Annotated in this window: 22 protein-coding genes; 15 read left to right on the top strand and 7 right to left on the bottom strand. The window is 71.8% G+C overall.

Features of this window, described 5'->3' with window-relative positions; genetic code table 11:
• The first annotated feature begins 40 nt into the window (after positions 1–40).
• From Sco07f_RS16765 to Sco07f_RS16750, 4 genes are all read left to right on the top strand, one after another.
• Positions 41–1,633: an acyl-CoA carboxylase subunit beta gene (locus Sco07f_RS16765; RefSeq protein WP_007444189.1), complete on the top strand. Its 1,593-nt coding sequence runs from the start codon at positions 41–43 to the stop codon at positions 1,631–1,633.
• Between the two features lie 9 nt (positions 1,634–1,642).
• Positions 1,643–1,852, top strand: coding sequence for an acyl-CoA carboxylase subunit epsilon (locus tag Sco07f_RS16760; protein ID WP_108988270.1), 210 nt, complete (start codon positions 1,643–1,645; stop codon positions 1,850–1,852).
• Between the two features lie 136 nt (positions 1,853–1,988).
• A complete protein-coding gene (gene mmpB / locus Sco07f_RS41100; protein WP_042825042.1) occupies positions 1,989–2,117 on the top strand; it encodes a morphogenic membrane protein MmpB in 129 nt (42 codons plus the stop codon).
• Between the two features lie 33 nt (positions 2,118–2,150).
• Positions 2,151–2,774 (top strand): nucleoside triphosphate pyrophosphatase, encoded by a 624-nt coding sequence (locus Sco07f_RS16750; RefSeq protein ID WP_007444185.1) that lies wholly within the window; start codon positions 2,151–2,153, stop codon positions 2,772–2,774.
• Here Sco07f_RS16750 and Sco07f_RS16745 read toward each other — a convergent pair.
• Complete coding sequence (locus Sco07f_RS16745) at positions 2,743–3,234, bottom strand: hypothetical protein (RefSeq protein ID WP_042825040.1); 492 nt, start codon at positions 3,232–3,234, stop codon at positions 2,743–2,745. The two genes, Sco07f_RS16750 and Sco07f_RS16745, sit on opposite strands and share 32 nt — an antisense overlap.
• Before the next feature lie 373 nt (positions 3,235–3,607).
• Between Sco07f_RS16745 and Sco07f_RS16740 the strand changes: the two genes are divergently transcribed.
• Positions 3,608–5,380: an ATP-binding protein gene (locus tag Sco07f_RS16740; RefSeq protein ID WP_108988269.1), complete on the top strand. Its 1,773-nt coding sequence runs from the start codon at positions 3,608–3,610 to the stop codon at positions 5,378–5,380.
• Positions 5,381–5,488: 108 nt separating this feature from the next.
• On the opposite strand, the gene Sco07f_RS16735 is transcribed toward Sco07f_RS16740, so the two are convergent.
• Both Sco07f_RS16735 and Sco07f_RS16730 read right to left on the bottom strand, forming a co-directional pair.
• Entirely contained in the window at positions 5,489–6,475 is a 987-nt protein-coding gene (locus tag Sco07f_RS16735; RefSeq protein WP_063739950.1) for a DeoR/GlpR family DNA-binding transcription regulator, read from the bottom strand.
• Positions 6,476–6,654: 179 nt separating this feature from the next.
• Positions 6,655–8,103, bottom strand: coding sequence for an NAD(P)H-quinone dehydrogenase (locus Sco07f_RS16730; protein ID WP_007444191.1), 1,449 nt, complete (start codon positions 8,101–8,103; stop codon positions 6,655–6,657).
• Positions 8,104–8,175: 72 nt separating this feature from the next.
• Here Sco07f_RS16730 and Sco07f_RS16725 point away from each other — a divergent pair, with 72 nt between their 5' ends.
• The 3 genes from Sco07f_RS16725 to Sco07f_RS16715 all read left to right on the top strand — a co-directional run bounded on the left by Sco07f_RS16725 (position 8,176) and on the right by Sco07f_RS16715 (position 11,882).
• Positions 8,176–8,613, top strand: coding sequence for a gamma-glutamylcyclotransferase family protein (locus Sco07f_RS16725; protein ID WP_007444183.1), 438 nt, complete (start codon positions 8,176–8,178; stop codon positions 8,611–8,613).
• A 93-nt stretch (positions 8,614–8,706) separates the two neighbouring features.
• Positions 8,707–9,531 (top strand): purine-nucleoside phosphorylase, encoded by an 825-nt coding sequence (locus Sco07f_RS16720; protein WP_042825038.1) that lies wholly within the window; start codon positions 8,707–8,709, stop codon positions 9,529–9,531.
• Between the two features lie 683 nt (positions 9,532–10,214).
• Positions 10,215–11,882, top strand: coding sequence for a phospho-sugar mutase (locus tag Sco07f_RS16715; protein WP_108988268.1), 1,668 nt, complete (start codon positions 10,215–10,217; stop codon positions 11,880–11,882).
• 157 nt (positions 11,883–12,039) lie between these two features.
• Here the strand turns inward: Sco07f_RS16715 and Sco07f_RS16710 are convergent, their stop codons facing one another.
• A complete protein-coding gene (locus Sco07f_RS16710) occupies positions 12,040–12,750 on the bottom strand; it encodes a PH domain-containing protein (RefSeq protein ID WP_108988267.1) in 711 nt (236 codons plus the stop codon).
• A 115-nt stretch (positions 12,751–12,865) separates the two neighbouring features.
• On the opposite strand from Sco07f_RS16710, the gene deoC reads away from it, so the two are divergent.
• From deoC to Sco07f_RS16695, 3 genes are read left to right on the top strand one after another with little or no spacing between them, the layout of a single operon-like run.
• Positions 12,866–13,849, top strand: a complete 984-nt coding sequence (gene deoC / locus Sco07f_RS16705) for a deoxyribose-phosphate aldolase (protein ID WP_108988266.1) — start codon at positions 12,866–12,868, stop codon at positions 13,847–13,849.
• Positions 13,850–13,854: 5 nt separating this feature from the next.
• Positions 13,855–15,309, top strand: a complete 1,455-nt coding sequence (locus Sco07f_RS16700) for an aldehyde dehydrogenase family protein (RefSeq protein ID WP_108988265.1) — start codon at positions 13,855–13,857, stop codon at positions 15,307–15,309.
• Positions 15,302–16,219: an aldehyde dehydrogenase family protein gene (locus Sco07f_RS16695; RefSeq protein ID WP_108988264.1), complete on the top strand. Its 918-nt coding sequence runs from the start codon at positions 15,302–15,304 to the stop codon at positions 16,217–16,219. Before Sco07f_RS16700 ends, Sco07f_RS16695 begins: the two co-directional genes overlap by 8 nt.
• A 68-nt stretch (positions 16,220–16,287) precedes the next feature.
• Here the strand turns inward: Sco07f_RS16695 and Sco07f_RS16690 are convergent, their stop codons facing one another.
• Positions 16,288–18,288, bottom strand: a complete 2,001-nt coding sequence (locus tag Sco07f_RS16690; protein WP_108988263.1) for a bifunctional serine/threonine-protein kinase/glutamate ABC transporter substrate-binding protein — start codon at positions 18,286–18,288, stop codon at positions 16,288–16,290.
• A gap of 181 nt (positions 18,289–18,469) precedes the next feature.
• Positions 18,470–18,880, bottom strand: a complete 411-nt coding sequence (locus tag Sco07f_RS16685; RefSeq protein WP_054099254.1) for a hypothetical protein — start codon at positions 18,878–18,880, stop codon at positions 18,470–18,472.
• 192 nt (positions 18,881–19,072) lie between these two features.
• Between Sco07f_RS16685 and Sco07f_RS16680 the strand changes: the two genes are divergently transcribed.
• Positions 19,073–19,675 (top strand): hypothetical protein, encoded by a 603-nt coding sequence (locus Sco07f_RS16680; protein ID WP_007444218.1) that lies wholly within the window; start codon positions 19,073–19,075, stop codon positions 19,673–19,675.
• Between the two features lie 237 nt (positions 19,676–19,912).
• Here the strand turns inward: Sco07f_RS16680 and Sco07f_RS16675 are convergent, their stop codons facing one another.
• On the bottom strand, positions 19,913–20,662 hold the full coding sequence (locus Sco07f_RS16675) for a SigE family RNA polymerase sigma factor (protein ID WP_007444247.1): 750 nt from the start codon (positions 20,660–20,662) through the stop codon (positions 19,913–19,915).
• A gap of 210 nt (positions 20,663–20,872) precedes the next feature.
• Here Sco07f_RS16675 and afsQ1 point away from each other — a divergent pair, with 210 nt between their 5' ends.
• From afsQ1 to Sco07f_RS16660, 3 genes are read left to right on the top strand one after another with little or no spacing between them, the layout of a single operon-like run.
• The gene (gene afsQ1, locus Sco07f_RS16670; protein ID WP_003974066.1) at positions 20,873–21,550 is read left to right on the top strand and encodes a two-component system response regulator AfsQ1; all 678 of its coding nucleotides are present in this window, start codon (positions 20,873–20,875) and stop codon (positions 21,548–21,550) included.
• Complete coding sequence (gene afsQ2, locus Sco07f_RS16665) at positions 21,547–23,169, top strand: two-component system sensor histidine kinase AfsQ2 (RefSeq protein WP_007444216.1); 1,623 nt, start codon at positions 21,547–21,549, stop codon at positions 23,167–23,169. Before afsQ1 ends, afsQ2 begins: the two co-directional genes overlap by 4 nt.
• Positions 23,169–23,780, top strand: a complete 612-nt coding sequence (locus Sco07f_RS16660; protein WP_108988261.1) for a hypothetical protein — start codon at positions 23,169–23,171, stop codon at positions 23,778–23,780. Before afsQ2 ends, Sco07f_RS16660 begins: the two co-directional genes overlap by 1 nt.
• The last annotated feature ends 8 nt before the right edge of the window (positions 23,781–23,788 follow it).

Below are 23,788 nucleotides of genomic sequence, written 5' to 3'. Positions count from 1 at the left end.
AACCGTCCCCCCTTTTGAGCAGGCAGGGAGCCGCATCCCGATGTCCGAGCCGGAAGAGCAGCAGCCCGACATCCACACGACCGCGGGCAAGCTCGCGGATCTCAGGCGCCGTATCGAGGAGGCGACGCACGCCGGTTCCGCACGCGCCGTGGAGAAACAGCACGCCAAGGGCAAGCTGACGGCTCGTGAACGCATCGACCTCCTCCTCGACGAGGGTTCCTTCGTCGAGCTGGACGAGTTCGCCCGGCACCGCTCCACCAACTTCGGCCTCGACGCCAACCGCCCCTACGGCGACGGCGTCGTCACCGGCTACGGCACCGTCGACGGCCGCCCGGTCGCCGTCTTCTCCCAGGACTTCACCGTCTTCGGCGGCGCACTGGGCGAGGTGTACGGCCAGAAGATCGTCAAGGTGATGGACTTCGCGCTGAAGACCGGCTGCCCGGTCGTCGGCATCAACGACTCCGGCGGCGCCCGCATCCAGGAGGGCGTGGCCTCCCTCGGCGCCTACGGCGAGATCTTCCGCCGCAACACCCACGCCTCGGGAGTGATCCCGCAGATCAGCCTGGTCGTCGGCCCGTGCGCGGGCGGCGCGGTCTACTCTCCCGCGATCACCGACTTCACGGTGATGGTCGACCAGACCAGCCACATGTTCATCACCGGACCCGACGTCATCAAGACGGTCACCGGCGAGGACGTCGGCTTCGAGGAGCTGGGCGGCGCCCGCACCCACAACTCCACCTCGGGCGTGGCCCACCACATGGCGGGCGACGAGAAGGACGCGGTCGAGTACGTCAAGCAGCTCCTGTCCTACCTGCCGTCCAACAACCTCTCCGAGCCCCCCGCCTTCCCGGAGGAGGCGGACCTCGCGGTCACGGACGAGGACGCCGAGCTGGACACGATCGTCCCCGACTCGGCGAACCAGCCCTACGACATGCACAGCGTCATCGAGCACGTCCTGGACGACGCCGAGTTCTTCGAGACCCAGCCCCTGTTCGCGCCGAACATCCTCACCGGCTTCGGCCGCGTCGAGGGCCGCCCGGTCGGCATCGTCGCCAACCAGCCGATGCAGTTCGCCGGGTGCCTGGACATCACCGCCTCCGAGAAGGCGGCCCGCTTCGTGCGCACCTGCGACGCCTTCAACGTCCCCGTCCTCACCTTCGTGGACGTCCCCGGCTTCCTGCCGGGCGTGGACCAGGAGCACGACGGCATCATCCGGCGCGGCGCCAAGCTGATCTTCGCCTACGCCGAGGCCACGGTGCCGCTCATCACGGTCATCACCCGCAAGGCCTTCGGCGGCGCCTACGACGTCATGGGCTCCAAGCACCTGGGCGCCGACCTCAACCTGGCCTGGCCCACCGCCCAGATCGCCGTCATGGGCGCCCAGGGCGCGGTCAACATCCTGCACCGCCGCACCATCGCCGAGGCCGGTGACGACACCGAGGCCACCCGCGCCCGTCTGATCCAGGAGTACGAGGACGCCCTCCTCAACCCCTACACGGCGGCCGAACGCGGCTACGTCGACGCGGTGATCATGCCGTCCGACACCCGCCGCCACATCGTCCGCGGCCTGCGCCAGCTGCGCACCAAGCGTGAGTCGCTGCCCCCGAAGAAGCACGGCAACATCCCCCTGTAAGGAGCCGCTGTGACCATCAAGGTCGTCCGGGGCAACCCCACCCCGGAAGAACTGGCCGCCGCCCTGACGGTGGTCAGGGCCCGCGCCGCGGCGGCGGCCGCCGAGCCGTCCACCACCGAGCGCCCGCGCGACGCATGGTCGGACCCGTCCCGCCTCGCGGCCCACCGCCTGCCCCACCCGGGCCCGACGGCATGGGGCCGCACCTACTGGCCGACCTGAGGCCGGTCGTCCCAGGGGCGCGGGGCTGTGTCGATTCGCGGCTCCGCCGCGTGAGCGCACAGAGCTGCAACCCCGCGCCCCGATTTAGGTACCCGTACTCAAGCCCCGCCCCCCGGCCAAGCCCCACGCTAGTGGCATGCTGTGGTCCGACCCCGAGAACGAGCCGCCCAAGGAACTGCGCGACATGCAGGACATGCTGCGGCGGCTGAGCGTCTTCCTGGCGCTGGCCATGGTCCTCGCGATGATCGTCCTCGGCCTGGGGTGAGCCGCCCCCGCCCCCGGTGGCTAATGTGACCCCATGACTGCTGCTCAGCCCCGCCGCCGACTCGTCCTCGCCTCCCAGTCCCCGGCCCGGCTCGGCCTGCTGCGCCAGGCAGGACTGGCCCCCGAGGTGCTCGTGAGCGGTGTCGACGAGGAGGCCGTCACCGCCCCCACCCCCGCCGAGCTGGCCCTCGCCCTGGCCGAGGCCAAGGCGTCCGTGGTGGCCGCGAAGCCCGAGGTGCACGGCGCCCTGGTGATCGGTTGCGACTCGGTGCTCGACCTGGACGGCCAGGCGCTCGGCAAGCCGGCGGACGCCGAGGAGGCCACCGCCCGCTGGAAGGCGATGCGCGGCCGGGCGGGCACGCTGCAGACCGGCCACTGCGTCTGGGACACCGACTCCGGCCGCCACGTCTCGGCGACGGCGTCCACCGTCGTCCGTTTCGGCGAGCCGACCGACGACGAGATCGCCGCCTACGTGGCCTCCGGGGAACCCCTGTACGTCGCGGGCGCGTTCACCCTGGACGGCCGCTCGGCGCCGTTCATCGACGGCATCGACGGCGACCACGGGAACGTCATCGGCCTCAGCCTGCCCCTGCTGCGGCGTCTCCTCGCCGAGCTCGGCACCGGCATCACGGAGTTGTGGGCGCCGGCGGAGGGCTGACCGGGGCGCCGTCGTCGCCCTTGCCGCCGTTGCCGCCCTCGGGCCGCGGCCCGGCGGCAGACTCCTCGCGGGCGTCGTACGTCATCAGCAGCAGCACGATGAGACCCAGTACGACGATCATGAAGACGAAGGCTCCGGGTCCCACCAGCCCCCAGGTGAAGGCGCCGAGCAGCCCGTGCACCACGGCGGCGCTGATCAGCAGGACCCGGCCCAGCCCCGCGGGCGCGCGGTCGCGCAGCGCCACGAGCAGGGCGACCAGGGCGCACAGCGCGAAGTACAGGCCGAAGACGACCCCGCCGATCTTCGAGGACACGGACATCATGTCCGGGTCGAGACCGGCCAGGGACATGTCCTGGCGGTCGACGACGATCGCCAGGAACCAGTTCAGCGCCGCGACGCCGACCGCCTCCGCGAAGAGCACGACCGCCACGATCCACGCCACCGGCCTGCGCACTGACACCGGTCCCCACCCACTTCCGACCGCTGCCGCAAGGACAGCTGTTACTCCAAGTACGTTCGAGACCAGAGGAACGCTACTAACGGGTAAACCTCGCCACAAGGGTTCCGGCACGAGCAAAGAATCATTGGGCCATTAGTAGGGACTCCACAAAGAAACGGAGTGGCCCGCAGCACGCCCTTACAGAGACCTTGACCACACGGGCGGGCTAGGGTTTCCCCCAGGAGTCCTGCGCAGCGCGGTACTACAAGGGCTTTCGCGGGTCGAGCGAGCCTCGAATCACGCTCCGTGTGGGCAAGCTCACCATTGGGGACGGGTCGTAGTGCCGTGTCGGCAGTCCCTAAACTCGGCTTGTTTCAAGGAGGGAGCCTCAATCGTGCGCAAGGTGCTCATCGCCAACCGTGGCGAAATCGCTGTCCGCGTGGCCCGGGCCTGCCGGGACGCCGGGATCGCGAGCGTGGCCGTCTACGCGGACCCGGACCGGGACGCATTGCATGTCCGCGCCGCTGATGAGGCGTTCGCCCTGGGTGGTGACACCCCCGCGACCAGCTATCTGGACATCGAGAAGGTCCTCAAAGCCGCGCGCGAGTCGGGCGCGGACGCCATCCACCCCGGCTACGGATTCCTCTCGGAGAACGCCGAGTTCGCGCAGGCGGTCCTGGACGCCGGTCTGATCTGGATCGGCCCGCCCCCACACGCCATCCGCGACCTGGGCGACAAGGTCGCCGCCCGCCACATCGCCCAGCGCGCCGGCGCCCCCCTGGTCGCCGGCACCCCCGACCCCGTCTCCGGCGCGGACGAGGTCGTCGCCTTCGCGAAGGAGCACGGCCTGCCCATCGCGATCAAGGCCGCCTTCGGCGGCGGCGGCCGCGGCCTCAAGGTCGCCCGCACCCTCGACGAGGTCCCCGAGCTGTACGAGTCCGCGGTCCGCGAGGCCGTGGCCGCGTTCGGCCGCGGCGAGTGCTTCGTCGAGCGCTACCTCGACAAGCCCCGCCACGTGGAGACCCAGTGCCTGGCCGACACCCACGGCAACGTGGTCGTCGTCTCCACCCGCGACTGCTCCCTCCAGCGCCGCCACCAGAAACTCGTCGAGGAGGCCCCCGCCCCGTTCCTCTCCGAGGCCCAGCTGGCCGAGCTGTACGCCTCCTCCAAGGCGATCCTCAAGGAAGCCGGCTACGTCGGCGCCGGCACGGTCGAGTTCCTCGTCGGCATGGACGGCACCATCTCCTTCCTCGAGGTCAACACCCGCCTCCAGGTCGAACACCCGGTCACCGAGGAAGTCGCCGGCATCGACCTGGTCCGCGAGATGTTCCGCATCGCCGACGGCGAGGAACTCGGCTACGACGACCCCGCTCTGCGCGGCCACTCCTTCGAGTTCCGCATCAACGGCGAGGACCCCGGCCGCGGCTTCCTGCCCGCCCCCGGCACCGTCACCCTCTTCGACGCACCCACCGGCCCCGGCGTCCGCCTGGACGCCGGCGTCGAATCCGGCAGCGTCATCGGCCCGGCCTGGGACTCCCTGCTGGCCAAACTGATCGTCACCGGCCGCACCCGCAAGGAAGCACTGGAACGCGCCGCCCGCGCCCTGGACGAGTTCACCGTCGAGGGCATGGCCACCGCGATCCCCTTCCACCGCACGGTCGTCCGCGACGCGGCCTTCGCCCCCGAGCTCACCGGCTCCGCCGACCCGTTCACGGTCCACACCCGCTGGATCGAGACGGAGTTCGTCAACGAGATCAAGCCCTTCACCGCGCCCGCCGACACCGAGGCGGACGAGGAGTCCGGCCGGGAGACCGTCGTCGTCGAGGTCGGCGGCAAGCGCCTGGAGGTCTCCCTGCCCTCCAGCCTGGGCATGTCACTGGCCCGCACCGGCCTGGCGGCCGGCGCCCGCCCCAAGCGCCGCGCGGCCAAGAAGTCCGGCCCCGCCGCCTCCGGCGACACCCTCGCCTCCCCCATGCAGGGCACCATCGTGAAGATCGCCGTGGAAGAGGGCCAGGAAGTCCAGGAGGGCGACCTCGTCGTCGTCCTGGAAGCCATGAAGATGGAACAGCCGATCAACGCCCACAAGTCCGGCACCATCAAGGGCCTGGGCTCGGAGATCGGCGCCTCCATCACCTCCGGCGCCGCCATCTGCGAGATCAAGGACTGAGCGACACCCGCACCACGGCAGGGGCGCCCGGCGGACCGATCACCGGTCCACCGGGCGCCCCTGCCGCTGCCCGGCGGACGGGGACCGCCGGACGACGCGGAGTCCGTCCTACCGGCGGCGCATGTCGGCGACGCGCGCCCGTTCCGTCCCGCCGTTCTGCTCGCTCAGGGCGGCGGCCGACCGCAGCCCCGCCGCCGCACCCGGAACCTGTCGGCGTGGCCCCGGAAGCGGCACGTCCCGGCGCTGCTGACGCGCCACGGATTCAGCCCCCGAGGCCCCCGATGGCCCGCCGCCGTTCGCCCCACCACCCCCCGACGCCCCGGCCACGGCGATCTGCACGCCCTGGTCGGCCAGGGCCTGGAGCTCGGTGGCGGCGCGGTCGTCGTGGGCCGGCGACTCGTCGGTGACCAGACGGGTGATGACATCGGTGGGCACGGTCTGGAACATGGTGTCCGTGCCCAGCTTGGAGTGGTCGGCGAGGACGACGACCTCGGCGGCGGCCTGGACCAGCGCCCGGTCGACGGACGCCGACAGCATGTTGGACGTGGACAGTCCCCGCTCGGCGGTCAGCCCGCTCCCGGACAGGAATGCCTTGGACACCCGCAGCCCCTGGAGGGACTGCTCGGCCCCGGACCCCACCAGGGCGTAGTTGGACCCCCGGAGCGTGCCGCCGGTCATCACGACCTCGACCCGGTTGGCATGGGCAAGGGCCTGGGCCACCAACAACGAGTTGGTGACGACGGTCAGCCCGGGCACCCGCGCGAGCCGGCGGGCCAGCTCCTGCGTCGTGGTACCCGCACCCACCACGATGGCCTCGCCCTCTTCGACGAGGCCCGCGGCGAGATCGGCGATGGCCGTCTTCTCGGCGGTCGCGAGATGGGACTTCTGCGGAAAGCCGGACTCTCGCGTGAACCCGCCCGGCAGTACCGCACCGCCGTGCCGGCGGTCGAGGAGTCCTTCTGCCTCCAGTGCGCGCACGTCCCGCCGTACGGTCACTTCGGAGGTCTGGACGACGCGGGCGAGCTCACGGAGCGACACGGCCCCGTTCGCTCGCACCATTTCGAGGATCAATTGGCGACGTTCTGCAGCGAACACGAAACTGACAGTAACCCCAACGACCGTCTGCTTTCAGCAGTATGCGCCGAATAACAGAAGTTGTTCACATGCCACCACGGGAAGTGGTATACGGACCTACCCCGGCCGCCTATGCCACTCGCAAGCGCCGCAACTCCCCGTGACCAGCGGGGAGTCGTTTCCGGCCGCAGGCCGCCGGGCTAGCCCTCCCCGCCGGCCTTCCGCGTGTGCAGTTGCCGCGCCACCTCCGCGATCGACCCCGACAGCGAGGGGTAGACGGTGAACGCGTTGGCGATCTGCTCGACCGTCAGGTTGTTGTCGACGGCGATCGAAATCGGATGAATCAGCTCGGAGGCGCGCGGCGCCACCACGACGCCTCCCACCACGATCTCGGTACCGGGCCGGCAGAAAATCTTGACGAAGCCGTCCCGGATGCCCTGCATCTTGGCGCGGGGGTTGCGCAGCAGCGGCAGCTTCACCACCCGGGCGTCGATCTTGCCCCCGTCGACGTCGGCCTGCGAATAGCCGACGGTGGCGATCTCGGGGTCGGTGAAGACGTTGGCGGACACGGTCTTGAGGTTCAGCGGAGTCACGGCGTCGCCCAGGAAGTGGTACATGGCGATCCGCCCCTGCATCGCCGCCACCGAGGCGAGCGCGAAGACGCCGGTGACGTCACCGGCGGCGTACACGCCGGGAGCCGAGGTGCGCGAGACCCGGTCGGTCTTGATGTGCCCGGAGTCCTTGAGCCGGACTCCCGCCTCCTCCAGCCCCATCCCCTCCGTGTTGGGAATGGCACCGACGGCCATCAGACAGTGCGACCCGGTGATGACCCGCCCGTCGGACAGCGTCACCTCCACCCGGTCGCCCACCCGCTTGACGGACTGGGCCCGCGACCGCGACATGACGTTCATCCCACGCCGCCGGAACACGTCTTCCAGAACAGCCGCCGCATCCGGGTCCTCGCCCGGCAGCACCCGGTCCCGCGACGACACCAGCGTGACCCGCGACCCGAGCGCCTGGTAGGCCCCGGCGAACTCGGCACCGGTCACACCGGACCCGACCACGATCAGCTCTTCGGGCAGCTCCTCCAGGTCGTAGACCTGGGTCCAGTTCAGGATCCGCTCCCCGTCGGGCCGCGCGTCCGGCAGCTCCCGCGGATGCCCACCCGTGGCAATGAGCACCGCGTCGGCGGTCAGCGTCTCCTCGCTCCCGTCGGCGGCCCGCACCACGACCTTGCGGGACCCGTCGAGCCCCTGCATGCCCTCCAGCCGCCCGCGCCCGCGCATGACCCGCGCTCCGGCGCGCGTCACGGAGGCGGTGATGTCGTGCGACTGCGCCAGCGCGAGCCGCTTCACCCGCCGGTTGACCTTGCCCAGGTCGACGCCCACCACCCGGGCGGCCTGCTCCATGGGCGGGGTGTCGTCGGCGACGATGATCCCCAGCTCCTCATAAGAGGAATCAAAGGTGGTCATCACCTCAGCCGTGGCGATGAGGGTCTTGGACGGCACGCAGTCGGTCAGCACCGACGCCCCGCCCAGGCCGTCGCAGTCGACGACGGTCACCTCCGCGCCGAGCTGAGCGGCCACCAGCGCCGCTTCGTATCCGCCGGGTCCGCCGCCAATGATCACGATCCGAGTCACGTACTCCATTGTCCCGCACCCTTCAACGACCGGCCGCCCGGGGCCACCACCGTTACAAGAACGGCGCGTACCCTTCCCCACATGTCGCTCTACGCCGCCTACGCCGGCAACCTCGACGCGCGGCTGATGACCCGCCGCGCCCCCCACTCGCCGCTGCGCGCCACCGGCTGGCTGAACGGGTGGCGGCTGACCTTCGGGGGCGAGCACATGGGCTGGGAGGGCGCACTGGCGACCCTCGTGGAGGACCCGATCTCCCAGGTCTTCGTCTCCCTCTACGACATCGCCCCGATGGACGAGGACTCCCTCGACCGCTGGGAGGGCGTGGGCCTGGACATCTACCGCCGCACCCGCGTCCGCGCCCACACCCTCGACGGCGAGGAGGGTGCCTGGACCTACGTCCTGAACGCCTACGAGGGCGGCCTGCCCTCCGCCCGCTACCTGGGCGAGGTCGCGGACGCCGCCGAATCCGCCGGCGCCCCCCACGACTACGTGATGGAACTCCGCAAACGCCCCTGCTGAGCACCGCCCCGTCAAAACCTCCAACCCAAAAACCCCTATCCCGTGACCTCCACCATCTACGCGCGTAGCCGTAAACCGGCTACCCTCTTCGGCGTGAACGCATCTCTTCTTCCGGACGACATCCAGGGCGACCCGTACGCCGCCGCCGACGCCGCCGCGGCCCGCCTGCGCGAACTCACCGGCGCCGAGACCCACGACGTCGCCCTGGTGATGGGCTCCGGCTGGGCACCGGCCGTGGACGCCCTGGGCGCCCCCGAGGCCGATCTCCAGGTCACCGACCTCCCGGGCTTCCCCAAGCCCGCGGTGGAGGGCCACGGCGGCAAGGTCCGCTCGTACACCCTCGGCGACAAGCGCGCACTGGTCTTCCTGGGCCGCACCCACTACTACGAGGGCCACGGCGTAGCCGCCGTCTCCCACGGCGTCCGCACCGCGGTGGCGGCCGGCGCCAAGACGATCATCCTCACCAACGGCTGCGGCGGCCTGCGCGAGGGCATGCGCCCCGGCCAGCCGGTCCTGATCAGCGACCACATCAACCTCACCGCCACCTCCCCGATCGTCGGCGCCAACTTCGTCGACCTCACCGACCTCTACTCCCCGCGCCTGCGCGCGCTGTGCAAGGAGGTCGACGCCACGCTGGAGGAGGGCGTCTACGCCCAGTTCCCCGGCCCGCACTACGAGACCCCGGCCGAGATCCGCATGGCCCGCGTGATCGGTGCCGACCTGGTGGGCATGTCCACGGTCCTCGAGGCGATCGCGGCCCGCGAGGCCGGCGCGGAGGTGCTGGGCATCTCCCTGGTCACCAACCTCGCCGCGGGCATGACGGGCGAGCCCCTCAACCACGAGGAGGTCCTCCAGGCGGGCCGCGACTCGGCGGCGCGCATGGGGACACTGCTGACCCAGGTACTGGGCCGGCTCTAGCAGACGCGGGGTGGGCCACGTGGCCCGGCGTTCCCTTCGCACCGGCGCGGATGCGAGCGCCGGGCGGGGAGCACGGCTCGGCGTTCCACCCGGCACCCGGCGCGGGTGCGGGCGCGGGGTGGGGTGCGCGGCCCGGCGTCGCGGGGGGCCGCCGCGCCCACCCTCCCCCACTCTCGGCTTCGCTCGAGCGGGGGGACCCCCATCGCCCCAGCGGCACGACTGCCCGCAGTTGCGGGGCGGCGTGGCGCTGTTCGCGGCGACGGCGGGCAGCCGCGAGCGGCGAGACGGGGCAGCGGGGCGTAGGCGGCCGGCAGCCGCGTACGGCGGGAAGGGGTCGGGTCGGGGGGTGTCCGCCCGCAGCGGTTGGCGCGTCCGCGCCGGGAAGATCTGTGGCCGACCGATTCCGCGCCGTTCCGAGGACGGACACCCCCCGGCGCGGCCCCGACCCACAACGCACCCCAACGCGCTACGCGCACCCCCACACCCCGCACAGGCGCCGCAGGCATCGCACCCACACCCCCACCGACCCCGCACAGGCGCCGCAGGCACCCGCACCCCCACCGCACCCGCACAGGCGCCGCAGGCATCCGCACCCCCACCGCACCCGCACAGGCGCCGCAGGCATCCGCACCGCACCGCACCGCACCGCACCGCACCGCACCGCACCCGAGAGGCTGACCGACGTGCCAGACGTGAACGACGACGACCTCCTCGCACGAGCCAAGGCATGGCTGGCCGAGGACCCCGACGCGGACACCCGCGCGGAGCTCGCCCGCCTCATGGACGCCGGGAACCACGCCGAGCTCACCGCACGCTTCTCCGGCACCCTCCAGTTCGGCACCGCCGGCCTCCGCGGCGAACTGGGCGCCGGCCCGATGCGCATGAACCGCTCGGTCGTCATCCGTGCCGCCGCCGGCCTCGCCGCCTACCTGAAGAAGCAGGGGACCCCCCACGGGGACGGCACGGCCGGCCTGGTCGTCGTCGGCTACGACGCCCGCCACAAGTCCGAGGACTTCGCCCGCGACACCGCCGCCGTCATGACCGGCGCCGGCCTCAGGGCGGCCGTATTCCCCCGCCCCCTCCCCACCCCCGTCCTCGCCTTCGCGATCCGCCACCTGGGCGCCGTCGCCGGAGTGGAGGTCACCGCCAGCCACAACCCGCCCCGCGACAACGGCTACAAGGTGTACCTCGGCGACGGCTCCCAGATCGTGCCCCCCGCCGACGCCGAGATCGCCGCGGAGATCGACGCCGTACGCTCCCTGCACGACGTCCCCCGCCCGGAAACCGGCTGGCAGACCCTGACGGACGACGTCCTCGACGCCTACCTCACCCGCACGGACGCGGTCCTCGCCGAGAACTCGCCCCGCACCGCCCGCACCGTCTACACCGCGATGCACGGCGTCGGCAAGGACACCCTCCTCGCCGCCTTCGCCCGAGCCGGCTTCCCGCGCCCCACCCTCGTCACCGAGCAGGCCGACCCCGACCCGGACTTCCCCACCGTCGCCTTCCCCAACCCGGAAGAGCCCGGCGCGATGGACCTCGCCTTCGCGAAGGCCCGGGAGACGAATCCCGACCTGGTCGTCGCCAACGACCCGGACGCGGACCGCCTCGCCGTCGCCGTACCCGACCCCGCGGCCGCCGTGGGCTGGCGCATGCTCCGGGGCGACGAGGTGGGCGCCCTCCTCGCGACCCACCTGGTCACCCGCGGAGCGCAGGGCACGTTCGCGGAGTCGATCGTGTCGTCCTCCCTCCTCGGCCGCATCGCCGCGAAGGCGAACGTCCCCCACGTCGAGACCCTCACCGGCTTCAAGTGGATCGCCCGCGTGGAGAACATCCGCTACGGCTACGAGGAGGCCCTGGGCTACTGCGTCGACCCGGAGGGCGTCCGTGACAAGGACGGCATCACCGCGGCCCTCCTGATCACGGAACTGGCCTCGACCCTCAAGGAAGAGGGCCGCACCCTCCTCGACCTCCTCGACGACATCGCCGTGGAGCACGGCCTGCACGCCACGGACCAGCTCTCGGTCCGCGTGGAGGACCTCTCCCTCATCGCCGCCGCGATGCACCGCCTGCGCGAACAGCCCCCGACGAGCCTCGCCGGCCTGACCGTCACGAAGGCGGAGGACCTCACGCAGGGCACGGACACCCTCCCGCCCACCGACGGCCTGCGCTACACGCTCGACGGCGCGAGGGTGATCGTCCGCCCGAGCGGCACGGAGCCCAAGCTGAAGTGCTACCTGGAGGTGGTCGTCCCGGTCGCCGAGCACGCCGGCCTCCCGGCGGCCCGCGCGAAGGCGACGGACCTCTTGACGGCGCTCAAGCACGACCTGTCGACGGCAGCCGGCATCTGACGAAACCGGGGGCCCGCAAGGGCCCCCGGACAACACCCACCCGCAACACTCACCCGCCTCGGACGGACACCCGCGGCCCGGACTCCCACCCGCCTCGGACGGACATCCGCGGCCCGGACTCCCACCCGCCTCGGACGGACACCCGCGGCCCGGACGCTCACCCGACCCCGAGCAGCACCGCCAGCCCCACCGCCCCGACCGCCACCGGCACGACGATCTCGTAGGCCCACCGCACCGTCACCGCGCCCTTCGAGCTCGCGGCGTCCTTGCGCGCCTCCCACAGCTCGCGCAGCTCGTCCATGGTCTTGTCGCCCTGGGCCCGTACCGGCCCGTCCGCCTCCACGGCGGTGGACCCGGCACCGTCGGTGCGCCCACCGAGCTGAAGCTGCCCCATGCCGCCGAGCATGCCGCGCCCGCGACCGCGACCGGCACCACCGGCCGCCCGCCGGTCCTCCCGACGCGCGGCCTTATTGCGCCCCCGCAGCGAGACGGGAATGGACCACAGCTGGTACTTGTCGCCGCCCTCGGCGAAGACCTCGTTGGAGTAGGCGGACCGGAACGAGGCGACCTCCGCCCACGGGAGCACGATCACCCGGAACGGATTGCGCACCCGCAGCCGGTCCTCGTTGGCGAAGACGGCGGGCCGCACGGTGTAGGCGGCGACGAGCGGCACGAGGAAGAGCAGCGCCGCGATCGCCTTCCAGCGGGTGTTGCCCTCGCCCACGACCAGGGCGTCGATGCCGAGCCACAGCGCGAGGGCGAGGACCAGCACGCCTCCGGCCATGCCTGCGGGCGAGCGGTAGACCCGGTCCTTGGACACGGGTTCCGACGGCTGAGGCGAGGGCGACTGCGGCTCCGGGGTCGTCATGCAGCCGATTGTGCCCGACGGCCCGGCAAAGGTTCACGGGCGGTGTCGTTCCACCCGGACCCGCGCCGGGGACTGTACAGACCGCTACGCGCGTAGATATGCTCACCTGGTGACCATGCCCACCACTGCACCCGCCGCACAGGGCCCCGTGAACGGCCCCGTACACGGACTCGCCGACGTCACCGCGTCCGACAGCACGCTGCGCCGCCTCCTCCACGGGTTGCCCGGCGTCGACACGGTCGGCCTGGAGGCGCGCGCCGCCTCCCTCGGCACCCGTTCCATCAAGACCACCGCGAAGGCGTACGCCCTCGACCTCGCCATCTCGATGGTCGACCTGACGACGCTGGAAGGCGCGGACACCCCGGGCAAGGTCCGGGCGCTCGGCGCGAAGGCGGTCCGTCCCGACCCGACCGACCGCACGGCGCCCGCCACGGCCGCCGTCTGCGTGTACCCCGACATGGTGCCCACCGCGAAGGAGGCCGTCGCCGGCTCCGGCGTGAAGGTCGCCTCGGTGGCCACCGCCTTCCCGGCCGGCCGCGCCTCGCTGGCCGTCAAGCTGGCCGACGTGCGCGAGGCCGTGACGGCGGGCGCGGACGAGGTCGACATGGTCATCGACCGCGGGGCCTTCCTCGCGGGGCACTACATGAAGGTGTACGACGAGATCACCGCCGTCCGCGAGGCGTGCGGCACGTCGGCCCGCCTCAAGGTCATCTTCGAGACCGGCGAGCTGTCGACGTACGACAACATCCGCCGCGCGAGCTGGCTCGGCATGCTGGCCGGAGCTGACTTCATCAAGACCTCCACCGGCAAGGTCGCGGTCAACGCCACGCCCGCCAACACGCTCCTCATGCTGGAGGCGGTCCGCGACTTCCGCGCGCAGACCGGTGTCCAGGTCGGCGTGAAGCCGGCCGGCGGCATCCGCACCGCGAAGGACGCGATCAAGTTCCTGGTCCTGGTCAACGAGACCGCCGGCGAGGACTGGCTGGACAACCACTGGTTCCGCTTCGGCGCCTCCTCGCTGCTGAACGACCTGCTGATGCAGCGCCAGAAGCTGGCCACAGGCCGTTACTCCGGCCCCGACTACGTGACGGTGGACTGATCCCCATGGCACCCGCATCTTCATCCGCACCCGCGTTCGAGTACGCGCCGGCTCCCGAGTCCCGCGCGGTCGTCGACATCGCCCCCTCCTACGGCCTGTTCATCGACGGCGAGTTCACCGAGGCGGCCGACGGCAAGGTCTTCAAGACCGTCTCGCCGTCCACCGAGGAGGTCCTCTCCGAGGTCGCCGAGGCCGGCGAGGCGGACGTCGACCGTGCCGTCAAGGCCGCCCGCAAGGCCTTCGAGAAGTGGTCGGCGCTGCCCGGCGCGGAGCGCGCGAAGTACCTCTTCCGCATCGCCCGCATCATCCAGGAACGCAGCCGCGAGCTGGCCGTCCTGGAAACCCTCGACAACGGCAAGCCGATCAGGGAGACCCGCGACGCGGACCTCCCCCTGGTGGCGGCACACTTCTTCTACTACGCGGGCTGGGCCGACAAGCTCGACCACGCCGGCTACGGCGCGAACCCGCGCCCGCTGGGCGTCGCGGGCCAGGTCATCCCGTGGAACTTCCCGCTCCTGATGCTGGCGTGGAAGATCGCCCCGGCCCTGGCCACCGGCAACACGGTGGTCCTCAAGCCCGCCGAGACCACCCCCCTCTCCGCCCTGTTCTTCGCGGACATCTGCCGCCAGGCCGGTCTCCCCAAGGGCGTCGTCAACATCATCACCGGCGACGGCCGCGCCGGGGCGGCCCTGACCGCCCACCCGGACGTGAACAAGGTCGCCTTCACCGGCTCCACGGCCGTCGGCAAGCAGATCGCGCGCACGGTCGCGGGCACCCGCAAGAAGCTCACCCTGGAGCTGGGCGGCAAGGGCGCCAACATCGTCTTCGACGACGCCCCGATCGACCAGGCCGTGGAGGGCATCGTCAACGGCATCTTCTTCAACCAGGGCCAGGTCTGCTGCGCGGGCAGCCGCCTCCTGGTCCAGGAGTCGATCCACGACGAGCTGCTCGACTCCCTGAAGCGCAGGCTCACCACCCTCCGTCTGGGCGACCCCCTGGACAAGAACACGGACATCGGTGCGATCAACTCCGCCGAGCAGCTGGCCCGGATCAGCGCCCTCGCCGACCAGGGCGAGGCGGAGGGCGCCGAGCGCTGGTCCCCGGCCTGCGAACTCCCCTCCTCCGGCTACTGGTTCGCCCCGACGCTCTTCACGAACGTCACCCAGGCGCACACCGTCGCCCGCGACGAGATCTTCGGCCCGGTCCTGTCCGTGCTGACCTTCCGCACGCCGGACGAGGCGGTCGCGAAGGCCAACAACACGCCGTACGGCCTGTCGGCGGGCATCTGGACGGAGAAGGGCTCGCGCATCCTGGCGGTCGCGAACAAGCTCCGTGCCGGTGTGATCTGGTCCAACACGTTCAACAAGTTCGACCCGACGTCGCCGTTCGGCGGCTACAAGGAGTCGGGCTTCGGCCGCGAGGGCGGCCGCCACGGCCTGGAGGCGTACCTCGATGTCTGAGCGACTCAGTGTCTTCAAGACCTACAAGCTGTACGTCGGCGGGAAGTTCCCGCGTTCCGAGAGCGGCCGGGTGTACGAGGTGACCACGAGGACATCAGCCGCTGCCGCGGCGGGAAAGGGCAAGTGGCTGGCGAACGCACCGCTTTCCTCCCGCAAGGACGCCCGTGACGCGGTGGTCGCCGCGCGCAAGGCGTTCGGCGGCTGGTCCGGCGCGACGGCGTACAACCGCGGCCAGATCCTCTACCGCGTCGCCGAGATGCTGGAGGGCCGCCGCGACCAGTACGTCGCGGAGGTCGCCGACGCGGAGGGCCTGTCGAAGTCGAAGGCGGCGGCGCAGGTGGACGCCGCGATCGACCGCTGGGTCTGGTACGCGGGCTGGACCGACAAGATCGCCCAGGTGGTCGGCGGCGGCAACCCGGTCGCGGGCCCGTTCTTCAACCTCTCCTCCCCGGAGCCGACCGGCGTGGTCGCCGTCCTGGCTCCGCAGGAGTCGTCCTTCCTGGGCCTGGTCTCGGTGATCGCCCCGGTCGTCGCGACGGGCAACACGGCGGTCGTGGTCGCGTCGGAGAAGTCCCCGCTCCCCGCCCTCTCCCTGGGCGAGGTCCTGGCCACCTCCGACCTGCCCGGCGGCGTGGTCAACGTCCTCTCCGGCCGTACGGCGGAGATCGCCACCCCCCTCGCCGCGCACCAGGACGTCAACGCGATCGACCTCGCGGGCGCCGACGAGACGCTGGCCAAGGAGCTGGAGATCGCGGCGGCGGACAACCTCAAGCGCGTCCTGCGTCCACAGCCTGTGGACGACGTCGACTGGTCGGCCACCCCGGGCACGGACCGCATGACGGCGTTCCTGGAGACGAAGACGGTCTGGCACCCGACGGGCGCGCTGGGCGCGTCGGGCTCGTCGTACTGACCGCCTCCACCACCCGACAGGGCCGCGGTTCCTCTCCGTCCGGAGGAGCCGCGGCCCGCCTGGGTCACTCACTCACCGGAGCACGGCCGCAGCTCCGGTTTGCTCGGCGGCGTCTTCCTTCCGGTCAGCGGGGACAGGTCCTTCATGTACATCTCGGACCACTCGTCTCCGGCCAGGACCTCCTGGAGTCCCGAGCACACCTTGCTCTTCAGCAGAGGCTTGCCCTTCGGCAGCGCCACCCCGTACGGTTCCGAGCCCGCGCCGCTGGGCAGCAGTTTCAGGTTCTTCGGATCGTCGTTGGCATACCCGGCGAGAAGCACGTCGTCCGAGGCGACCGCGTACACCGCTGACCGCTCGTCCAGCAGCCTGTCCACGCACTCCTTGTAGGAATCGGGCTGCCACTTCCCCGTGGTGTAGCCCTCCGTCTGCAACCTGTTCGCGTACGTGGAATCCCGTGCGGTGCACACCTGGACGCGTTGCGTCTTCACGTCGGCCGCGTTGTTGAGGTCGTGTTTCACGGAGTGCTTGCGGACGAGGAGGCTGCTGCCGGCCTTGTAGTAGGGGCCGACGAAGCTGATGTTGTCCTTCTTCTCGCGTTCAGCGGTCATGCTGTACGAGGCGATGACCAGGTCCACGTCCCCGTTCGCCAGCTTGCTCGCCCGGTTCCCCGTGGTCACCGGGTAGAAATCGACGTGGTCGCGGTCGTAGCCCAGCTTTCCGGCGAGGGCATGGGCGATGTCGATGTCGAATCCGCTCCACACGCCCGCCTTGTCGCGGAAGCTCAGTCCGGGCTGGTCGGTCTTGGCGCCGATGGTCAGCCGCTCGTTCTCGCTCCTCCACTGCTCCCACGCCTTCTCCGTGCCCCCCTCGGGGGCTCCCCCGCCCCGCTCCCCCGCCGCGTCGTCCGGCTTGCCCCCCGAGCCGCTCTGCGACAGGAGCCAGCCTCCTCCGGCGAGCAGAGCGGCGCACACCACGACCACCGCCGCCTTCCAGCCCCGGAAGCCACCGCGGTCTCCGCCCCCCGCCTTCGGCGGCGGCTCGGGAAGAGCGGCCTCGGACGGGGGCGTGCCGGGTACCCGTACGGCCTCCGCCGGCGTGGGCGGTGAGGCGGGCGGCGCGGACCGGACCGTGGGTACGGGGGCGGGGGCCGGAGTGGCGGGCCTGGCCGGGGTCGGCAGGTCCGGCTCCGCGAGGACCTCCCGGAGCATCGCCTCCGCCGAAGCCACGTCCAGGCGGCTGTCCGGGTCCGTGGCCAACAGCCCCTGGATGACGGGGCCGAGAGGACCGGCGTAGCGGAGCACCGGGTCCGGCGACTGCTGGATGCCGGCCTGCACCTCCCAGACCTCGCCGCCGCCGAAGGGCAGGCGTCCCTCGACCATCTCGTACAGGGTGACGCCCAGCGCCCACAGGTCGGAGGCGGGCGTGGGGCCGGGGCTGGCGGGGGCGAAGAGTTCGGGCGCCAGGTAGGCGGGTGTACCGATGACGCCGCCGTACCGGGTGACCCGGTCCGCTCCCTCGAAGGTGGCGATGCCGAAGTCCACCAGGACCACCTGGCCGCCGTCCCGCACCAGCACGTTGCCCGGCTTGACGTCGCGGTGCAGGACCGACGCCTCGTGGACCGCGCGCAGGCCCTGGGCCATCTGGAGGCCGATGTCCGCGGCCCTGGGCACGCCGAGGACCCGGTCGCGGCTCAACAAGTCGGCCAGCGACTGCCCTTCGAGCAGTTTCATCACGATCCAGACCTGGTCGGCGGTCTCGATCTGGTCGTGGACCGTCACCACGTTCTGGTGCTCGATCTTGGCGAGCGCCTCCGCCTCCCGCCGGGCCCGCAGCATCGCCGCCTGCTGCGTGTCCGCGGTCGTGGCCCTGCGGTCGAGCAGCCCCTTCACCGCGACGAACCGGCGCAGCCGCCGGTCGTGGGCCTTCCAGACCTCGCCCATCCCGCCGCTGCCGATCGGCTCCAGCAGCTCGTAACGGCCCTCGATCACCGTGTGGGGGGCGGAAGAACGATCCTCGGGATGCCCGTCGGTGCTGCCCCCGGCCCCGTTGATTCCTTCGTCGTTGTGCACACGGCCCCCTGGCACCTCTTGCGCGAAACGTGGATCACCACAGATTAGACGGCCCCCGGGCCGCCTGAGGTGGCCGTCGACGAACGGGTACGGCGAACCGGCGCGACACACCCGTCCGGGGCACAGGAGGGGCCGCGACCTCCCTTTCGGGGATCGCGGCCCGGAGTGCGCGAACCGCCTCTCAGCGCAGCAGCTCCGTCACCTGTCCCAGCACCGGCACGCTGCCCAGCGACTGCGCCTGGGCGACCGGGCCGGTCAGGGCCGTCGAGGTCAGCGGCCGGAAGTCGGCGACCTTGGTGCCGACGCCGTTGTCCAGCGGGTCTACGCCGGTGCCGGCCAGCGGGTTGGGCTTGAGGTCGGCGACCGGGCCGGTGACGTAGCCGACGGTGCCGGTGACGGCCGCCAGGCCCGCCTGCGGGTCGATGTTGCCCAGCGACGTGGGGCGGGTGTGGGCCAGGCCGGCGATCGTCTCGCCGCCGCCGTCCGCCGCGGAAGCCGTCGCAGCTCCGGCGGCCAGGGCGGCCCCGGCGGTCGCGAGGGCGACCAGGGCGCGTTGTGCGTGCGGGGTGCGGGGGGACGCGTGTCGGGCCATCGCTGCTGCCACCTCTTGGTGTGGATTGCTACGGACTGCCCTGTTAACAGCGCACACCGTGATCAGGTCACCGCACAGCGCGGTCGAGATGTGACGCGCGCTGCAAAGTACGCACGCGGGGTCGTAGGACTGCCGTTCGATGCCTCAGACTGGTGTCCCGTGAGCTCCCATCCGCCCATACCGACGCGAGTCGTGCTGCTCTGCGGCCCTTCCGGCTCCGGCAAGTCCCTCCTCGCCGCGCACTCCGGTCTCCCGGTGCTGCGCCTCGACGACTTCTACAAGGAGGGCACCGACCCGACGCTGCCGACGGTGCCCCAGAGCTCCGACATCGACTGGGACCACCCTGCGTCGTGGGACGCGGACGCGGCCCTCGCCGCCATCGGGGAGCTGTGCCGCACGGGGCGTACCGACGTGCCGGTGTACGACATCTCGCTGAGTGCCCGTACCGGCGAGGACACGGTCGACATCGGGCGCACGCCGCTGTTCCTCGCGGAGGGCATCTTCGCCGCGGAACTGGTGGAACGCTGCCGGGAGCTGGGCGTCCTGGCCGACGCGCTGTGCCTGAGCCGGGGGCCGCTGACGACCTTCCGCCGCCGGTTCCTGCGGGACCTGCGCGAGAGCCGCAAGTCCGTGCCGTTCCTGCTGCGCAGGGGCTGGCGGCTGATGCGGCAGGAACGGTCGGTCATCGCCCGGCAGACGGCCCTGGGCGCCCACGCCTGCGACCGGGACGAGGCGATGGGCCGCCTGGCCGCCGCGGCGGCGGGCCGGTGCGCCACCAGCCGTACGGCCGTGTAACACCCCCCCGTACTCGCACCTGCCCGTACACGCGAAAGCGGGACTGGACGGACCCCCCGGCCCTCCAGTCCCGCTTCCTTTCCACTCCCCCGTGGATCCCCCGTGATCCCCGTCCCCCGTTGTTCCCCCGTGTCCCCCGTTGTTCCCCCGTGGTGCTTCCCCGTGAGTAAGAGTCCGGGTCCCGCCCCCTGATACACCCCGGCTCGAACTTTTTTCACGGGGCCCCGCCCCCCTGCCTCAGGCGACCAGTTCGCCGAAGGCGTCCTCCCGGTCACGGCCGAAGCTGAGGACCTCGTCCTCGCGCAGCCGGCGGAGCGACCGCCAGATGCTGGACTTCACCGTGCCGACGCTGATGTCGAGGATGTCCGCGATCTCCGGGTCCGTGCGGCCCTCGTAGTAGCGCAGGACCAGCATGGTGCGCTGGAGTTCGGGCAGCCGGGCGAGCGCCTGCCACAGGACCGTGCGCAGTTCGGTGCCGCGCATCGCGTCCATGTCGCCGGGCGTCTCCGGCAGTTCCTCGGTCGGGTACTCGTTGAGCTTGCGGCGCCGCCAGGCGCTGATGTGCAGGTTGGTCATGGTGCGGCGCAGGTATCCGCCGACCGCCGCCTTGTCACTGATCCGGTCCCACGCCCGGTAGGTCGAGAACAGCGCGCTCTGCAGCAGGTCCTCGGCCTCGAAGCGGTCGCCGGTGAGGTGGTAGGCGGTCGCGTACAGGGAGGAGCGGCGCTCCTGGACGTAGGCGGTGAACTCCGCCTCCGACAAGGAACGGCGCTCCCCCGGGTCCCCCTGGCCCCCCGTCTTCGCCGCGTTCCCCGTTTCCCCCGTCTTCGCGTCAACCACCGTCATGTACGCGGTGTGCTGACGCCCGGTGCCGCGAGCGCACCCCCGCCCGCTCACGGCACCGGACTTCTCGGAACCCCGGTGTGCGTGCACGTCGTGCAGACGCGTGAGCACTGCGCTGGTGTTGGTGCCCTTCAGCGTGTTCATCTCGCGCCCCCCGTCGTGGACTGCCGGTGTTGCCTGTGACGAAAAGCTTGCCCGGGCGACTTCATGGCCGTGTCCGCCGACTGTCACAGAGCTGTCACAGGGGCCCGTCACGCCTGCACCACCGTTCCTTCACAGGGTCCGGCGGCGCGGTCGGACCCCAACCGCACCCGCAGGTCGAACACCGGCCCCCTCATGGGCCAGAATGAACGCGTGCCTTCCCTGTTGCTGATCGAGGACGACGACGCCATCCGTACGGCCCTGGAGCTCTCCCTGACCCGCCAGGGCCATCGGGTGGCGACCGCTGCCAGTGGTGAGGACGGTCTGAAGCTGTTGCGCGAGCAGCGGCCGGACCTGATCGTGCTGGACGTGATGCTGCCCGGCATCGACGGCTTCGAGGTGTGCCGTCGCATCCGGCGCACCGACCAGCTGCCGATCATCCTGCTGACCGCGCGCAACGACGACATCGACGTGGTCGTCGGTCTCGAGTCGGGCGCGGACGACTACGTCGTCAAACCCGTCCAGGGCCGGGTCCTCGACGCCCGGATCCGGGCCGTGCTGCGGCGCGGTGAGCGGGAGTCCACCGACTCGGCGAGCTTCGGCAGCCTGGTCATCGACCGCTCGGCGATGACCGTGACGAAGAACGGCGAGGACCTCCAGCTCACGCCGACCGAGCTGCGGCTGCTGCTCGAGCTGAGCCGGCGGCCGGGACAGGCGCTGTCCCGGCAGCAGTTGCTGCGGCTGGTGTGGGAGCACGACTACCTCGGTGACTCCCGGCTGGTGGACGCCTGCGTGCAGCGGCTGCGCGCCAAGGTGGAGGACGTGCCGTCGTCCCCGACCCTGATCCGTACCGTGCGGGGTGTCGGCTACCGGCTGGATCCGCCTCAGTGACCAAGGAACACCAGGGGGGTGCCCGCGGCCTGACCGCCGCTCGCAAGGGAGTCTGGGCCGGGCTGCGCTTCACCAGCCTGCGCCTCAGGCTCGTCCTCGTCTTCGGTCTGGTCGCGCTGACCGCCGCCGTGTCCGCGTCCGGCATCGCGTACTGGCTGAACCGCGAGGCGGTGCTCACCCGTACCCAGGACGCCGTGCTGCGCGGCTTCGAGCAGGAGATGCAGAACCGGGCGGGGGCGCTGCCCGAGCACCCCACGCAGGACGAGTTGCAGCACACCGCGGGGCAGATGGCCAACAGCAGCCAGCGGTTCGGCGTGCTGCTGGTCGCCGAGGGCTCCGACGGCGCCGACGTGTACGGCAGTTCGGGCGGCCTGGGCGGCTTCGCGCTGTCCGACGTGCCCGAGTCGCTGCGTACGGCGGTGAACAAGGAGCAGAAGCTCACCTCGGCCAACAAGCACCCGTACCACCTGTACTGGCAGCGGATCACCGACGACGGCACCCCGTACCTGGTGGCCGGCACGAAGGTGATCGGCGGCGGACCGACCGGCTACATGCTCAAGTCGCTGGAACCGGAGGCGAAGGACCTGAACTCGCTCGCCTGGTCGCTGGGGATCGCCACCGCACTCGCCCTGCTGGGCTCCGCGCTGCTCGCGCAGGCCCTGGCGACGACCGTGCTGAAGCCGGTGCACCGGCTCGGGGTCGCGGCGCGGCGCCTGGGCGAGGGGAAGCTGGACACCCGGCTGCGGGTGTCCGGCACCGACGAACTGGCCGACCTCTCCCGCACGTTCAACAACGCCGCCGAGAACCTGGAGAAGCGGGTCGCGGACATGGCGGGCCGGGAGCAGGCCTCCCGGCGCTTCGTCGCGGACATGAGCCACGAGCTGCGGACGCCGCTGACTGCGCTCACCGCGGTGACGGAGGTGCTGGAGGAGGAGCTGGAGTACGCGGGCGAGGGCGACGGCGAGGGCGGGAGCTTCGACCCGATGGTCGAGCCCGCCGTACGGCTGGTGGTGAGCGAGACCCGGCGGCTGAACGACCTCGTCGAGAACCTGATGGAGGTCACGCGCTTCGACGCGGGCACCGCCCGCCTGGTCCTGGACGACGTCGACGTCGCCGACCAGATCACCGCCTGCATCGACGCCCGCGCCTGGCTGGACGCCGTCGACCTGGACGCCGAGCGCGGCATCCACGCCCGCCTCGACCCGCGCCGCCTGGACGTCATCCTCGCCAACCTGATCGGCAACGCGCTCAAGCACGGCGGGTCGCCGGTGCGGGTGACCGTGTCGCGGGCGGACGACGAGATCGTCATCCGGGTGCGGGACAACGGGCCCGGCATCCCCGAGGACGTCCTGCCGCACGTCTTCGACCGCTTCTACAAGGCGAGCGCCTCCCGGCCGCGCTCCGAGGGCAGCGGGCTCGGCCTGTCCATCGCCATGGAGAACGCGCACATCCACGGCGGCGGGATCACCGCCGAGAACGCCCCTCAGGGCGGTGCGGTGTTCACGCTGCGGCTGCCGCAGGACCCCTCCCCGCCCGCCGACGAGGACGGGGCCGACGGGGACCGCGGCACCGACGGGGAGACGGCGGACCAGGGCAAGGACGCGAAGGGACAGGTCTGATGACCGTACGCCGTCTGCCGGCCCTCTCCGGGCTCGTGCTGCTGGCCGTGCTGCTGACCGGGTGCGGCATCCGCGCCACCGAGGTGCCCACGGACTACGGTCCCGCGCCCTCACGGGTGCGTTGTTCGCTCTCCGAGCCGGACGGGCCGACGCGGGACACGCCCGGGATGCCGGCGCGGGTGTTCCTGCTGTGCGGCTCGTCGCTGGTGGCCGTGGACCGCATGGTGCGGATGCCGGACGGCGCCTCGGACTCCGGGCGGCGCGTGCTGGTGGCCCAGGGGCTGCTGAACGAGCTGGCGAAGCAGCCCTCGGCCGCGGAGAAGGAGGCCGGATACACGTCGGACGTGCGCCGCGGGACGGCCGTGACGGGACCGCGCTCCGGCGACCCCGAGGACACGCTGCGGCTGAGCACCGATCCCGACGACCTCACCTCGTACGCGCTCGCCCAGGTCGTGTGCACCTTCGCCGACTCCGCCGCGGCCGAGGGCAACGGGTCCGTGATCCTGGCCGGCCCCGCCGACCGGTCCGCCCGCCGCTACACCTGCACGGACGAGGTCCGGGCCCGGCCCGGCAGCAACGAACCGCCGGCCGACGAGGTCACGGAGGACTGACGGGCGGG

This window comes from Streptomyces coelicoflavus, from assembly GCF_003112555.1.
In the GTDB taxonomy this organism is placed as follows: Bacteria; Actinomycetota; Actinomycetes; order Streptomycetales; family Streptomycetaceae; genus Streptomyces; species Streptomyces coelicoflavus.
The sequence above is the reverse complement of the archived record's forward strand: the minus strand, read 5'-3'. Positions and strand labels throughout refer to the sequence as shown.

Excerpts from the sequence above, each read along its gene's own strand:
- Sco07f_RS16765 (WP_007444189.1), top strand. The coding sequence starts at position 41 with ATGTCCGAGCCGGAAGAGCAGCAGCCCGACATCCACACGACCGCGGGC.
- mmpB (WP_042825042.1), top strand. The coding sequence starts at position 1,989 with ATGCTGTGGTCCGACCCCGAGAACGAGCCGCCCAAGGAACTGCGCGAC.
- Sco07f_RS16750 (WP_007444185.1), top strand. The coding sequence starts at position 2,151 with ATGACTGCTGCTCAGCCCCGCCGCCGACTCGTCCTCGCCTCCCAGTCC.
- Sco07f_RS16730 (WP_007444191.1), bottom strand. The coding sequence starts at position 8,103 with ATGGAGTACGTGACTCGGATCGTGATCATTGGCGGCGGACCCGGCGGA.
- Sco07f_RS16725 (WP_007444183.1), top strand. The coding sequence starts at position 8,176 with ATGTCGCTCTACGCCGCCTACGCCGGCAACCTCGACGCGCGGCTGATG.
- Sco07f_RS16710 (WP_108988267.1), bottom strand. The coding sequence starts at position 12,750 with ATGACGACCCCGGAGCCGCAGTCGCCCTCGCCTCAGCCGTCGGAACCC.
- deoC (WP_108988266.1), top strand. The coding sequence starts at position 12,866 with ATGCCCACCACTGCACCCGCCGCACAGGGCCCCGTGAACGGCCCCGTA.
- Sco07f_RS16700 (WP_108988265.1), top strand. The coding sequence starts at position 13,855 with ATGGCACCCGCATCTTCATCCGCACCCGCGTTCGAGTACGCGCCGGCT.
- Sco07f_RS16695 (WP_108988264.1), top strand. The coding sequence starts at position 15,302 with ATGTCTGAGCGACTCAGTGTCTTCAAGACCTACAAGCTGTACGTCGGC.
- Sco07f_RS16685 (WP_054099254.1), bottom strand. The coding sequence starts at position 18,880 with ATGGCCCGACACGCGTCCCCCCGCACCCCGCACGCACAACGCGCCCTG.
- Sco07f_RS16675 (WP_007444247.1), bottom strand. The coding sequence starts at position 20,662 with ATGAACACGCTGAAGGGCACCAACACCAGCGCAGTGCTCACGCGTCTG.
- Sco07f_RS16660 (WP_108988261.1), top strand. The coding sequence starts at position 23,169 with ATGACCGTACGCCGTCTGCCGGCCCTCTCCGGGCTCGTGCTGCTGGCC.